Here is a 12,902-nt window from a genome sequence, read left to right on the forward strand (position 1 = left end):
GCTCCCCCACCGTCCAGGACCCGTCCGTCCAGAGCCCCCCGTACGGACAGGACCCATCCCTTCAGAGTCCCCCCGTAGGACAGGACCCGTCCCACCAGGGTCCCCCGTACGGACAGGACCCGTCCCTCCAGAATCTCCCCTTCGGACAGGACCCGTCCGGCCAGGGGTCCCCTCTCGGCCAGGACCCGGCTGCCCAGGACACTCCATACGGGCAGGACTCTCTTGGCCGGCGCGGTCAGGACTCCTTCTTCGGGCGGGAACCGTCCGGGCAGGGCTCACACGAGCAGGGCCCGGTGTTCGGGGCAGGTAGCCAGGCCGAGCGCCGTGGCGGCGCGGCCGAGCAGGAGGTGCGTCCCGAGCGGAGCGTGCACCCCGAACAGGGCATGCATCCGGAGCAGGGCGTGCGTCCCGAGCACGGTGTACGGCCCGAACAGGGCGGGCGTCCGGAGGAACAAGGCGTGCGTCCGGAGCAGGGTGTGCGGCCCGAAGCAGGTGCGCGAGGCCGGAGGGCCGCGCGCGGAGCTCGTGGACAGGCGCCACGGCACGGCATGGCGGGTGCCCCCGGCATGCCGCAGAGCAGGGGAGCCCGGCATCGCCATCCGGACCAGCAGGTCTGGCCGCCCGCGCCCGCCCCCCGCGAGCCGCTCGATGGCCTCACGCAACCGCTCCCGGCCGTCCAGCCCTCCGCCGACCAGCCGGCCCCGCACGACCAGCCGATCCCGCACGACCAGGCGGCCCCCTACGACCAGGCGGCCCCGTACGACCAGCCGCCCGCCTACGATCAGGCGTCGCCGTACGGCGGCCCGGCCGGATCGCCGGCTCAGGGCGCCGCGGGTGCCGCCGGGGCTGCGGGCGGGATCGCCGCGTCTCATGCTGCCGGGCCGGGCGAGGCGCCTCAGCACGACGGGGCGCGGGACGGTGTCCGGGGCAGAGGGCGGGCCTCCGGCGGGAGGCGCTCGGCGAAGGGCTCGCGCAACCGCAAGGTCCTGATCGCCGCCGGCGCCGTGGTGGTGTCGCTGCTCGCCATGGGCGCGAAGACGGTGGACGGCTACCTGTTCTACGAGAAGGTGTCCGTGGAGCAGACCAAGGAGGTCGTCGTGGCCGCCGGCCAGGCGGGCAACGTGCACAACATCGAGTGGACGGCCGCGGTGGCGCCCATGAAGGCGCCCGCGGGCAGCAAGCACGGCCCCGAGGTCACCTGGCTGCAGGTGGACATCACCAAGAAGGTCGTCGACGAGGGCAGCGCCACCATGACCGCCATGCCGTACGACATCAGGCTGTCGGACCGCACGGACCGTACGTGGACCGTGGAGTTGAAGGACGGCCAGCGGCCGACGGACCGGCTGGTGGTGGGCAAGGCGTACAAGATCGAGGGTGTGGCCATCGTGCCCACCCCGGTGGCGAACGAGGTCGAGGTCTCGCTCAGGCCGAGCGCCTACCGTTCGGACACGCCGGTGGACGACCTGTTCGACAGGGAGGCCATGGAGAAGGCGGAGAAGGACGACACGGTGCTGCGGTTCAGGCGGCGCTGACGTTCCGAGGCGCGCGGCCTTCGAGGGTCATTGCGCGCTGAGGCGCTCGCCCTTGGCGCGGGCTCTGGTGGCCGCGATGTCGAACGTGGCCGCCAGCAGCGCCATCGTGAGCACGGTCGTGATCAGGTCGCGCAGGTACCCGATGGGCGGCCCGGCGTAGGTCCACGTCCATTCCGCGCGGGAGCCGATGAGGGCGCGCAGCCCCCGGTCGCCGTACTGTCCCGCCAGCGAGATGGCCACGTAGCACAGGCACATCATGCCGAAGAGCGGGGCGCCGCCGTTGAAGACCATGCGCAGGGAGTTGGCCAGCGGCACCCAGCGCTCCCTGAAGCCGACGGTGACCTGGTCGAACGACCTCTTCGTGAGGTCGTGGCTGGAATCGAGGCGCTCCACGCCGCGTTCCAGCCGGGTGCCCTTGAGCAGGGTGCGGGCCTCGTCGGAGAAGGCGCCGTAGACGAGCATGGCCACGGTCAGCCAGGCCAGGGGGACGGCGACGGCGTCCAGGAACAGCGGCCAGATCTCGCCGAACGTGCCGACGACGCCGTCCCACAGGGGCAGGTTCTTCTGCGCCTCGTCCAGGACCTCCTTGGAGCCGGCGACGACGTTGCGGTGCTCCATCCACTCGGAGCGGGCGTCGGCGATGGCGACGGTGGCGTTCAGGCCGTAGAACATGAACCCGAACTCGGAGAAGGCCGCGGCGAAGCCGTAGAATGTGGTCTTGCCCTGCTCGACGAACTTCGCGAAGAGCGTCTTCAGCCCGAACGTGACGATCATGGCGCCGAGCGACACGCGCCAGTCGAGGTCGACCAGGCCGCGGCCGACGTAGGATTCCTCGCCGAACCAGGACGCGTCCGTCATTTCCTGGAAGTTGTGGAACAGGTCCATCTGGTAGATGTCCCTGGCGTCCTCGGTGTGGAATCCCCACGCCAGGTAGAGCACGGCGAAGGCGGGGGCGATCCGGTCCAGCGTACGGAAGAAACGTTCCTCGGGCACACCTTCGCCGGCCCTGGCGCGCATCTCCCACAGCGCGTTGCGCAGGCAGTAGAGCATGCCGGCGGTGACCGTCATCGCGGACATGACGACGAACGTGAGCATGGTCATGACGGCCACCAGCCGCAGCTGGCGAAGGTCGCCGTACGCGACCTCGGTGGCGCCGTACAGCAGCACGAAGCGCACCAGTTCCCCGGCGGAGAACCAGAGGACCAGAGGCAGCGCGGATCTGCCCACGAGCCGCAGCGTGTGCAGGGGCAGAGAGTACGGCGACGGCATCCGCTGAGCCGGCGTAGGCCCAGGTCGGGGCGGATCCATCACACCTGTCGAACCGGACATCTGTCGAATCGTATCGGGATGTCCCATCTGCCGCAGCCGCAACTCCGCTATTGCGTGCACGATCAGTTCCGGGGCGGTGACAGATGAGTGTGGCGGGTGCCTGCCCGCCGACGGGACGCGGCGCGTGCGGCACGATGACGGGTATGGATGCGAGGCCCGCGGCGTGCCGATCGGCGTGATACTCGACTCGCCGCCCGAGCCGCGTCCCGTGCGACGCGCGAAGGCCCGCGTCGCACGGACGCGGGCCTCACGTGGCGAACGGGCTCAGACGGCCACGGCGAGCTGGGCGACCTCGCCCAGCTTGGCCTCGACCTGCACGTCGCGGGTGACGCCGCCGCCCGCGATGATGCGTACGGTCCAGTCGCCGGGAGCGGCGAAGAACCGGAAGACGCCGTCGTCGGACACGACGACCTCGCCGGTGAACTCGCCGGAGCCGTCGAGCAGCCGGGCGTAGGCCGTGCCGGCGCCCGTCACCACTCCCTGGATCACGGCCTGGTTGGACAGATCGATCCCGGCCGGCAGCGCGATCGTCTGCTCCGGCGCTCCGCAGCCCTGTGCAGCGCTGGTCATCAGCGGGCCTCCCCCAGCTCGATCGGCACGCCCACGAGCGAGCCGTATTCGGTCCATGAACCGTCGTAGTTCTTCACGTTCTCCTGCCCCAGAATCTCGTGCAGAACGAACCACGTGTGCGCGGAACGTTCGCCGATGCGGCAGTAGGCGATGGTGTCCTTGCCGAAGTCGACACCGGCCTCGGAGTAGAGCGTGCGCAGGTCGTCGTCGGCCTTGAACGTGCCGTCGTCGTTGGCGGCCTTGGACCACGGGATGTTGCGGGCCGTGGGCACGTGGCCGCCGCGCTGCGCCTGCTCCTGCGGGAGGTGCGCCGGGGCCAGCAGCTTGCCGGTGAACTCGTCGGGCGAGCGCACGTCGACCAGGTTGAGCTTGCCGATGGCGGAGACCACGTCGTCGCGGAAGGCGCGGATCGCGGTGTCCTGCTCCTTGGCGACGTATTGGGTCTTGGGCCGCTGGGGCACGTCGCGCACCAGCTCGCGGGAGTCGAGCTCCCACTTCTTGCGACCGCCGTCGAGCAGCTTGACGTTGTCGTGGCCGTAGAGCTTGAAGTACCAGTAGGCGTAGGCGGCGAACCAGTTGTTGTTGCCGCCGTAGAGCACGACGGTGTCGTCGTTGGAGATGCCGCGGTCGGAGAGCAGGGCCTCGAAACCGGTCTTGTCCACGAAGTCGCGACGCACCGGGTCCTGCAGGTCCTGCTGCCAGTCGACCTTCACGGCGCCACGGATGTGGCCCTTGTCGTAGGCGCTGACGTCCTCGTCGACCTCGACGAGAACGACTCCGGGAGTGTCGAGGTTGGCCTCGACCCAGTCGGCGTCCACCAGGGCGGCGGAGCGGCTCATTGGGATACCTCCATGTTGGCAGCGGGCGTTGAACGACGAATGAGCAGGTACATCTCGCAGCCGAGGCGGAATCCGAAGGCTGCGTTGAGGAGAGCGGCGAGGACAGCCGCGGCCGTGGCCGTGAGGGCCGGCGGCACGATCCCGGTGAGGTATCCGACCACGCCCGCGAGGACCCCCGCCTGAGCGGCGTGAAGACTGGGACTCTCCGTCACCAGGACGGAGGCCAGGACCAGGGTGGTGACGGCCGCGCCGAAAGGCAGCGCTCTAGGGTCGGCAGGCATCGTGGGATGCTCCTGAAAGGGTCGATTGGAGCGGATCGGATGTCCGCGAGATCGTCCTCAGGCAGCGCGACAGAGCGCGGTGGCGACGCGGCAGAAGTCAACCGCGCGCCGCTTCGTCAGCAGCTCTGTCGATGGGTTCATGTCCACGACCCTACTCGGCGTCTCGTCATCTGTCACTTCTCGTCCGGTTATTGAGACGATCTGTCTATTACGCGGACCCCCTGCCGCGAGGCCGTCACCGGCCTGGTCAACCGGGCGGCAGCGGGCCGGTCGCCGCGTCGGTCGCCGCGTCGGTCACCGGGTCGGCCACCGGGTCGGCCACCGCGTCGGCCACCGCGTCGCCCACCGCGTCGCCCACCGCGACCAGAACGTCGGCCTTGCGGGGCAGGCCCGAGGCCCTCTTGACGACGGCGCCCGCGACGTCGAGCACGAGCACGGTGGGCGTGCGCATGATCTGCAGCCGGCGTACGAGGTCGAGCCGCGACTCGGCGTCGATCTCGACGTGCCGCACCCCCGGCACGAGCGTGCTCACGTCGGACAGGATCCGCCTGGTCGCCCGGCACGGCTGGCAGAACGCGGTGGAGAACTGCACCAGCGTCACCCGCTCGCCGAGCCGCTCACCCAGGTCGGCCCCGGTCAGCCGCTCTCCGCCCACGTCACGCACCCTTCCACGGCCACTCAGGTGGACCACGCCGATCGCCGTGCCGGGTGCCACCCGCAGTCCGGACATCTGTCTGTGCAACCGCGCACGGGCGCGATTACTTCCGCGCCTGGATCCGTACGAGTGCCTTGCCCTTCTCGTCGACGAGGTCGAACCTGGCGATGTCGCCCATGGGCAGCGACGTCGTGCCCGTGAAGACGGCGCTGTCGCGCGAGCGGACGTCCCAGCTGCCCGCGGGGTCGCGCCGCCCGTCGTGCGCGACGACGACGAGGCGGGCGGTCGTGCCGGCGGGCACGCCGTCGACGCTCACGCTCAGCTCGGTGCCGCCGTCGCCGGGCACGGCCGTCACGGTGGCGCGGTAGCCCGTGGCGCTGTTCTCGCCGGAGAAGCGGCTGCCCGCGGCCCGTTCCGACGCCTTCGGCGCGGGCGCCTCGCTCGCGCTCGGCTTGGAGTCGCTGAAAAGCTCCGCTTCCGGCTTGTCCTGGGTGGACTGCGACGAGGGCGCGGACGCCGGCGCGGCCGCGGTGTCCTCATGGCCGGCGGTGCCGATCGTCGCCCAGACCGCGCCGCCCACGACCACCGCCGCGGCGGACGCGGCGACCGCCATCAGCGCGCGCCCGCGCCTGTTGCGTCGGACGCGGTCGTTCAGCAGCCGGTCGAGCACCTGGCGAGGAGGGCTGGACACCAGCTCCACGTCGCGCTCGGACACCTTGCCGAGGAACGACGCCACCCCCTCCAGCTCGACCAGTTCGGCGCCGCACGCCTCGCAGGTCGCCAGGTGGTTGTCGACCTCCATCGCCTCGTCGGGGTCCAGCGCTCCGAGGGCGTGCGCCCCCATGGACAGCCGGATCTCCTCACACGTCATCATGGCGCCAGCCCCCGCTCCTCGAGCGCCAGTTTCAGGGCGCGCAGCGCGTAGTAGGTGCGCGACTTGACCGTGCCCGGCGGTACGCCGAGCGTCGCGGACGCCTCCTTCACCGTTCGCCCCCGGTAATAGACCTCCTGGAGCACCTCACGGTGCTCCGGCCGCAGCGCGGCCAGCGCCTCCGCCACCGACCACGACTCGACGGCCCGCTCCAGCTCGTCGTCGGCCGGTATGACCGCCAGCGCCTCGTCGCTGGTCTCCTGCGGCCTGGCCTTCCTGGCGCGGTGCTGGTCGAAGACGAGATTGCGGGCCACGGTGAACAACCACGCCCTGATCGGCCGGTCGGAGAGCGCCTCGGGATGCCGCCAGGCCCGCAACAGGGTCTCCTGGACGACGTCCTCCGCACGCCCCGAATCGCCGGTCAGCCGCAGGACGTAGCCGTAGAGGGGCCCGGCGTGCTCGTCGAAGAGGGTCCTCACGAGTTCCTCGTCGGCCGTGCCGGCTGCGCTCACAGGGTCCCTCCCCCCGCGAGCTCCGCCCTGGCTCGTTCGCTGCGTTCGTTCACGCCCCTCATCACGTACGGGAGGGCGCCGCGGTTCATCCTTATCCACGGATCGGCACGTCAGACGCTTCGGCCGCGATCTCGAGCCCGTCGGCCACGTTCTTCACCCCGGTCACCTTGACGTCGAAGGGCAGCTTCCCCTTGAACGGGATCGTGTACGAGACGAACCGCGCCGCCTGGTCGGGCACGCCCTCGATCTTCTCCGCCTGGAGCCTGATGCCGCCGTCGGCCACCTCGACCTTCAGCTCCGCCTCGAACGTCACCTTCCGCACCCCGACCGTCAGCTCACCCGAGGCCACCAGTCGCCGCCCGTTCCCACTGATCTTGACGCCGCGCGGAGCGTATTTGTCGATCGTGGCCCTGGTCAGCGTGCCGGTGACGGCCACGCGGCGGGCGTGCACGTTGGCTCTGTTCTGCAGGACGTCGGCCAGCGGGGCCGTCACGTCGTAGGCGGCGCCGCGCAGGTTCTCCACCGGCACGCCGCCGTAGGTGAGCGTGCCGAGGTCGAAGCGTACTTCCGGATAGTGCCCTGACAGCGCCTGGGTGAGGAAGGGGATGCCCTCGATCGTCACGGTCGGCTTGCCGGACAGGTCGGTCGCCGCGGCGATCCTGTTGGCGAGGTCGCGCTGCACTCCCGCCACCGCGACCCTGTCGACGGCGACGAGGAGAACGATCAGCACGATCAGAGCGACGAGCAGCTTCCGCATGGGGCTCCCAGTCTCAAGCGGGGGTCAAAAGAGCCTACCGATTCATTCCCCGCCGGCGAGGGCGATCACCCGCCCGCGAAGGGCGGCAGCACCTCCACGGTCGCGCCGTCGCCGAGCACCACCTCGGCGTGGGGCCGTTTGCCGACGGGGAGACCGTCCACGAGGAACGAGGACCGCCGCACAACATGTGCCAGATCGACACGATTTTGTGTGATTTGCGTCATGAGTTCGTCAAGAGTGACTGCGTCGAACGGTTCTTCCGCCACGCCGGCCGCATCCTTGGCTGCGGCCCAATAACGAACTTTTCCCCTGGCCATGGCCACCTCACAATCCCTTTGGGTCCATTGTGCGCCGTCCTTAACACGCCTGTTTCACCGCACACCGTGTTCATCTCGTGGACGCTCAATGGACGTCACTTACCCGTGAGATATCCTCGCCTACAGGACTCGGGCGACGTAGCCCCCGGGTCCTTGCGCGTTTGAGGAGGCCCTGATGAGCAACCTGCTCCTGCTGACCAACGCCTTGGAGCCGTCGGCCGAGGTGCTTCCGGCGCTCGGGTTGCTCCTGCACTCGGTCAGAGTGGCCCCCGCGGAGGCCTCCGCGCTGATCGACGCACCACCCGCCGACGCCGTCCTGGTCGACGCGCGCAAGGAGCTCGTGCAGGCCAAGAGCCTGTGCCGGCTGATCCGCACCACCGGCGTCGACTGCCCGCTCCTGGTGATCGTGACCGAGGGCGGGCTGGCCGCCATGAGCGCCGAGTGGGGCGTCGACGACGTGCTGCTCGACAACGCCGGGCCCGCCGAGGTGGAGGCGCGGCTGCGCATGGCCACCGGCCGCATCTCGCAGGCCGCCGAGGAGGAGGCGCCCGACGAGATCCGCAGCGGCGACCTGTCCATCGACGAGGCCACCTACACCGCGCGGCTGCGCGGCCGCGTGCTCGACCTGACGTTCAAGGAGTTCGAGCTGCTCAAATACCTCGCGCAGCACCCCGGTAGGGTCTTCACCCGCGCCCAGCTGCTGCAGGAGGTCTGGGGCTACGACTACTTCGGCGGCACGAGGACGGTCGACGTGCACGTGCGGCGGCTGCGCGCCAAGCTCGGCACCGAGAACGAATCCCTCATCGGAACCGTCCGCAACGTCGGCTACCGCTTCGTCCCCGACCGGGCCGACAACGCACACGTCTGACCCACCCGATTGACAGCGGGCCCACCCCTGGCGTCCACTGATGTGACAGGTTTCCGTAGGGGCTGTTTCATACCTGTCATGTCGAGGACACCGCCGTCCTGAGGGGATGAGTGGTGCGGGGTGGGGCTGTTCAGGTCACTGGTCGATGAGGGCGCACGGCCCCACCTCTACCGGCGGGGCGAGATCATCTGCTCGCCGTTACGGCCGGCCACCTGCGTGTTCCTGATCGAGCACGGTTACGCCCGCGAACACGTTCCCGCCGGTGACCACGAGGCCGTGCACGACCTGCGCGGCGACGGCGACCTCGTGGGCGAGCTGGCCTTCTGGAGCGCCGCCGACCGCGTCAGGATCGACGCGCTGACCGAGGTGCGGGCATGGCCGATCGACCTGCGCCGGCTGCGCGAGCACGCCTCCGCGAGCCCGGCCGTGGCGACCGCGCTGGTGCAGGAGCTGTTCGCCAGGAACATGGCGGCCCGCCGGCACGAGGCGCTGGCCCGCGCGCCCGTCGCCGCCCGGCTGGCCGTGTGGCTGCTCCACCTCGACGAACGCTACGGGCTGGCCTCGGAGTCCGCGCCGCCGCTGTCCATGGAGACGCTGGCCGACCTCGTGGGCAGCTCGCCCGTCTCCAGGATCAGCAGGGCCAAGGAGTGGGCGTTCTGCTCGCTCGCCGCGTACGTGGCCTGGCACCTGCTGCACTTCGTCACGGCGCTGCTGCTGCGGGCCTGACGAGAACGGCGGCGGGGCGTGGGGGGCGCCCCGCCGTCTCATCCCAGCCGGGCGTGTTCGAGGGCTTCGACGCGGATGCCCGTGCCCGTGTGCACGAACTGTACGATCTCCGCCGTGCCGAGCTCCGCCGTGCCGAGCGCGACGCCGGCGTGGGCGTCGCACCACTCCACGAGCCGGTGGGGATCGGCGAGCGGCCCGGCGAAATGCACGAGGCTGACGTACCAGCGGTCGCGGACCCGGCCGTGCTCCAGGTCGCGCACCCCCCGCGACTCCAGCGCGTGGGCGAAGCGCTTCCACAACGTCACCAGCGTGTCGTCCTCCGGATGTCCGCAGACCAGCACCCCACCCGGGTGCGGGCTCACGCCGCTCAGGCGCACCCGGGCCGTCGGCAGGCCGTCGGCGGCCTCGGCCAGCGCGGCGGCGTAGGCGCGGCGGAGCGGGTCGTCCTCGGGGATGCGGGCGCGGTAGGGCTCCAAGGACCTGAGCGTGACGTGCAGCGCCGAGCCGCCGTGCACCCAGTGGCCCGGCGCCTCGATGGTCGCGGCCAGCTCGGTCAGGCGGTCGACGATCTCGCCCTGGGGGCGGAGCACGGCCGCGGCGCCCCAGCGCCTCGCGCCCTCCACCATGGGGACGTCGTGAGTGGCCCGGCCGGCCAGCAGGGCCGCGCGCCCTCTGACCCGGAACTCGGCGAAATCGGACATCGGAGCAGTATGCCAGCAGCGTGCTCAGGCGGTCCGCCGGATGAGGTCGAGCAGGGCCGGCACCCAGTGCTCGCCGTAACGTTCCCGCAGCTCGGGCCGCTGCCAGTCCTCTCCGCTGACCCGCCCCCTGCACAGGGCCGCCCCGCACCGGCAGTCCATGGTGAACCCGGGCGCCGCGCTGCTGGTGGCGTAGTCGCTGGTCAGCTCCTCGCCCGGGGTCAGGTCGCGGCGGGCGGCCAGGCTGTAGGGGCCGGTCCACCACAGGTTGGGGTCGCAGCTGTGGTTGCTCCTGCCGACCGGCCGCCCGGACGGCAGCACCAGGTGGAGGTCGTCCGACACGGTGATGGTGTCGACGTACGGGACCGCGGGGTCGTCGAACAGCTCCCGCAGCCGCTCCCAGGTCACGAGCCGACCGCCGAGGCGGGCGACCTCGGTGCCGGCCGGGATCGCGACCGTGGTGAACAGGCCGTCGCCGGCGATGAGCGAGGGACGGACCTCCAGCGCGGGATGTGCCCAGCAGTCGGGCTCGGGGATATCGATCACGAGTCCAGCTTGCACCTACTCGTACGCGGACGGAGGGAAGGCCTCCTTGTGCGGGCCGTGGTCCGGGTCGAACTCGTAACGGATCCGGGCGCAGTCGTCGAGCAGCGCTCCCTGCAACGTCTTCAGCTCCCTGTGCCTGGTCCGGTCGAACTCCTCGGCCAGCACGTCCTGCCGCCGCCTGCCCTCGCCCAGCGCGGCACGCAACTCCTTCATGTCCTTGCGGCAGGAGTTCTTGCCGGCGCGGCCGATCTGCAACATCCCGAAGGCGCCGAAGACCTGCGACAGCGACTCCAGCTCCTGCGCCAGCGGGTCGGGCAGGTCCGCCCCCCGCTCGCCGGGCAGGCCGCGCGCGCCCGCGATCAGGTCCGTCAGCCCTCTGGCGATCCCCCTGAGCTGGTTGCAGGCGTGGTCGAGGCAGGTGGCGGCCTCGGCGACCTGGCGCAGGCGGGTGTCGTACCGCTTGCGCCGCCAGGTGAAACGTACCGACTCCTCCGCCTGGTCGGCGGCCTCCTTCGCCTCCTCCAGCCGTTGCGAGAGTGTCCTGGCCCGCTCAAGCCACTCGCCCGCCATCTCGCGGTCCCACTCTCCGGCCAGCCCGCGCGCCATGTCCGCGGCCAGGTCGGCCAGCTCGCCGGAGAGCCCGCACAGCTCCTTCGCCGCGCGCTCCACGTACCGTGGCGGCAGGATCAGCAGGTTCGCCGCCACGCCGATGCAGGCCCCGATCAGCACGTCCGCCAGGCGGGCGAAGCCGTACGTGCTGCCCAGCGCGAACACCAGCATCGCCGTGATCGGGATCTGCACGTTCTGGGCCGGCAGGTTCAGCAGCCGGGCCAGAACCAGCCCGGACGACGTCAGCACCGCCAGCGTCACCTCGTTGACGCCGAGCAGCCAGATCAGCCCCGTGGCCGCCGCCACGCCCACGATCACCGCGCCGACCTGCTGCAGGCCCCTCACCACCGTGCTGTACGCGGTCGCCGACACCGTCAGGAGCACGCCGATGGGCGCGAGCACCGGCAGGCCGACCTTCAGCACGTGGGCCGCCAGCCACCAGGCGACGACGCAGGCCCCCGTGACCTTGATCGTCTGGACGAAGGACTCGCGTTCCATGCGCAGCCAGCGCCCCATGCCGAGGCCCCTGGCCCGGCCGAGCGCCGCTTTCCCGCCGGAGACGATGCGCTGGAGCGGGGAGCCGTACGGCTCACGCCGGCGCCCCGTTTCGGTCCCCATGCCCATGCCCTGCCCAGCGGAGCGGCGGATAGAGCTGGTCGAACAGGGGTAGCGGGCGGGAAGGCCGTGAAGGAGGTGTGGCCGGTGCCAGGCGATCTGGTCGTTCCCGACGGTGCTCGGGGGATGGTGGTGTTCGTGCACGGCAGCGGCAGCGGCCGGCTCAGCCCGCGCAACCGGTACGTGGCGGGCGCGCTCAACGAGGCCGGGCTGGGGACGCTGCTGTTCGACCTGCTCACCCCGCAGGAGGAGGCGGTCAGGGAGAACGTCTTCGACATCGGGCTGCTGACGCGGCGGCTGCTGGAACGTACTGCATGGGTGCGTGAGCAGCCCGCGGCGGAGGGCCTGCCGATCGGCTACTTCGGCGCCAGCACCGGCGCGGCGGCGGCGCTGGCGGCGGCGGCCGAGCCCGGCAACCGGATCGCCGCGATCGTCTCACGCGGCGGCCGGCCCGACCTGGCCGCGGACAGGCTGGAGGCGGTACGCGCCCCCACCCTGCTCATCGTCGGCGGCAGGGACCCGGTCGTGCTGAGGCTGAACGAGGAGGCGCAGCGCGGGCTGAACGCCGACAGCCGCCTGTCGGTCGTGCCGGGCGCCACCCACCTGTTCGAGGAGCCCGGCGCGCTCGAGATCGTGGCCGACCAGGCGAGCGACTGGTTCACCGGCCACTTCTCCGCCGTCACACGGTGATCGTGGCCAGCATCCTGCCGTCGGAGGTCTGGATCGTGAAGTGGTTCAGCTCGTCCTGCGGGAGGCTGGTGCCGCCGTGCAGCAACATCGGGTCGGGCGAGCCCGGCACGCCGTACCCCTTGTCGGGGACGCCCCAGCTCGCCACCACCTCCGAGCGGCCGTCGTCGCCCACGGCCGTGAGCCGGCACTGCAGCGGGCCCTTGACGCCCTTGAGCTCCAGCGCGACGTGGGTCCCCCAGCCCTTGTCCTCCAGGCCGATGACGCTGGACACGCCGGTCGCGGGGTCGGTGGCGGCGTAGGTGCGGCCGGTCATGAGCAGCGCGCGGGCCGGGCTGTGGACGCTGTCCGGGTTCGGGCCGCCGGTGAGCGAGCTGCCGGCGAGGAAGATCCCCGCGGCCACCACGAGGCAGGCGGCGGCCGTCATGAACGTCCGGTGGAACCGGCGGCGTCGTCGTTCCATGACCGCCCTGCGCACCAGGACCGACTC

At 71.2% G+C, this 12,902-nt stretch carries 18 protein-coding genes and 1 pseudogene; 4 read left to right on the forward strand and 15 right to left on the reverse strand.

All coding sequences use genetic code 11. The features are described 5' to 3' along the window. Positions 1-275: 275 nt before the first annotated feature. On the reverse strand, positions 276-545 hold the full coding sequence (locus tag E1295_RS43685) for a hypothetical protein (protein ID WP_132640545.1): 270 nt from the start codon (positions 543-545) through the stop codon (positions 276-278). A gap of 21 nt (positions 546-566) precedes the next feature. Between E1295_RS43685 and E1295_RS43690 the strand changes: the two genes are divergently transcribed. Then, positions 567-1,532, forward strand: a complete 966-nt coding sequence (locus tag E1295_RS43690; protein ID WP_132640547.1) for a hypothetical protein — start codon at positions 567-569, stop codon at positions 1,530-1,532. A gap of 27 nt (positions 1,533-1,559) precedes the next feature. Here the strand turns inward: E1295_RS43690 and E1295_RS43695 are convergent, their stop codons facing one another. From E1295_RS43695 to E1295_RS43735, 10 genes are all read right to left on the reverse strand, one after another. Further along, complete coding sequence (locus E1295_RS43695; RefSeq protein WP_132640549.1) at positions 1,560-2,759, reverse strand: hypothetical protein; 1,200 nt, start codon at positions 2,757-2,759, stop codon at positions 1,560-1,562. Between the two features lie 366 nt (positions 2,760-3,125). Beyond that, positions 3,126-3,431: a DUF1416 domain-containing protein gene (locus tag E1295_RS43700; RefSeq protein WP_132337667.1), complete on the reverse strand. Its 306-nt coding sequence runs from the start codon at positions 3,429-3,431 to the stop codon at positions 3,126-3,128. Beyond that, positions 3,431-4,270, reverse strand: coding sequence for a sulfurtransferase (locus E1295_RS43705; RefSeq protein ID WP_132640551.1), 840 nt, complete (start codon positions 4,268-4,270; stop codon positions 3,431-3,433). The genes E1295_RS43700 and E1295_RS43705 overlap by 1 nt, the downstream gene beginning before the upstream one ends. Beyond that, the gene (locus E1295_RS43710; RefSeq protein WP_132640553.1) at positions 4,267-4,551 is read right to left on the reverse strand and encodes a DUF4395 family protein; all 285 of its coding nucleotides are present in this window, start codon (positions 4,549-4,551) and stop codon (positions 4,267-4,269) included. The genes E1295_RS43705 and E1295_RS43710 overlap by 4 nt, the downstream gene beginning before the upstream one ends. Positions 4,552-4,608: 57 nt before the next feature. Beyond that, positions 4,609-4,692: a putative leader peptide gene (locus E1295_RS52735; protein WP_350668905.1), complete on the reverse strand. Its 84-nt coding sequence runs from the start codon at positions 4,690-4,692 to the stop codon at positions 4,609-4,611. A 106-nt stretch (positions 4,693-4,798) separates the two neighbouring features. Further along, on the reverse strand, positions 4,799-5,206 hold the full coding sequence (locus E1295_RS43715; protein ID WP_246081110.1) for a thioredoxin family protein: 408 nt from the start codon (positions 5,204-5,206) through the stop codon (positions 4,799-4,801). A gap of 103 nt (positions 5,207-5,309) precedes the next feature. Next, a complete protein-coding gene (locus E1295_RS43720; protein WP_132640557.1) occupies positions 5,310-6,080 on the reverse strand; it encodes an anti-sigma factor family protein in 771 nt (256 codons plus the stop codon). After that, positions 6,077-6,589 (reverse strand): sigma-70 family RNA polymerase sigma factor, encoded by a 513-nt coding sequence (locus tag E1295_RS43725; RefSeq protein WP_132640559.1) that lies wholly within the window; start codon positions 6,587-6,589, stop codon positions 6,077-6,079. Before E1295_RS43725 ends, E1295_RS43720 begins: the two co-directional genes overlap by 4 nt. A 91-nt stretch (positions 6,590-6,680) precedes the next feature. Beyond that, the gene (locus E1295_RS43730) at positions 6,681-7,346 is read right to left on the reverse strand and encodes an LmeA family phospholipid-binding protein (RefSeq protein ID WP_132640561.1); all 666 of its coding nucleotides are present in this window, start codon (positions 7,344-7,346) and stop codon (positions 6,681-6,683) included. 65 nt (positions 7,347-7,411) lie between these two features. Continuing rightward, on the reverse strand, positions 7,412-7,663 hold the full coding sequence (locus E1295_RS43735) for a MoaD/ThiS family protein (protein ID WP_132640575.1): 252 nt from the start codon (positions 7,661-7,663) through the stop codon (positions 7,412-7,414). Between the two features lie 175 nt (positions 7,664-7,838). On the opposite strand from E1295_RS43735, the gene E1295_RS43740 reads away from it, so the two are divergent. Continuing rightward, positions 7,839-8,531: a winged helix-turn-helix transcriptional regulator gene (locus E1295_RS43740; RefSeq protein WP_132640563.1), complete on the forward strand. Its 693-nt coding sequence runs from the start codon at positions 7,839-7,841 to the stop codon at positions 8,529-8,531. A 120-nt stretch (positions 8,532-8,651) separates the two neighbouring features. Further along, entirely contained in the window at positions 8,652-9,257 is a 606-nt protein-coding gene (locus E1295_RS43745) for a Crp/Fnr family transcriptional regulator (protein WP_132640565.1), read from the forward strand. Between the two features lie 38 nt (positions 9,258-9,295). Here E1295_RS43745 and E1295_RS43750 read toward each other — a convergent pair whose 3' ends face one another. The 3 genes from E1295_RS43750 to E1295_RS52100 are packed head-to-tail and all read right to left on the reverse strand — an operon-like array spanning position 9,296 to position 11,728. Then, positions 9,296-9,958, reverse strand: coding sequence for a hypothetical protein (locus E1295_RS43750; RefSeq protein WP_132640567.1), 663 nt, complete (start codon positions 9,956-9,958; stop codon positions 9,296-9,298). 24 nt (positions 9,959-9,982) lie between these two features. After that, positions 9,983-10,501: an SET domain-containing protein gene (locus E1295_RS43755; RefSeq protein WP_166427704.1), complete on the reverse strand. Its 519-nt coding sequence runs from the start codon at positions 10,499-10,501 to the stop codon at positions 9,983-9,985. 15 nt (positions 10,502-10,516) lie between these two features. After that, positions 10,517-11,728: an FUSC family protein gene (locus E1295_RS52100; RefSeq protein WP_166427705.1), complete on the reverse strand. Its 1,212-nt coding sequence runs from the start codon at positions 11,726-11,728 to the stop codon at positions 10,517-10,519. An 84-nt stretch (positions 11,729-11,812) separates the two neighbouring features. Between E1295_RS52100 and E1295_RS43765 the strand changes: the two genes are divergently transcribed. Continuing rightward, positions 11,813-12,415, forward strand: a complete 603-nt coding sequence (locus tag E1295_RS43765) for a dienelactone hydrolase family protein (RefSeq protein ID WP_246081111.1) — start codon at positions 11,813-11,815, stop codon at positions 12,413-12,415. Here the strand turns inward: E1295_RS43765 and E1295_RS43770 are convergent. After that, positions 12,405-12,902 (reverse strand): annotated as a pseudogene (locus tag E1295_RS43770) (hypothetical protein); the annotation flags it as partial. The gene E1295_RS43765 and the pseudogene E1295_RS43770 overlap by 11 nt on opposite strands.

Origin of the sequence: Nonomuraea mesophila (assembly GCF_004352805.1) — a bacterium.
Taxonomy (GTDB): Bacteria; Actinomycetota; Actinomycetes; order Streptosporangiales; family Streptosporangiaceae; genus Nonomuraea; species Nonomuraea longispora.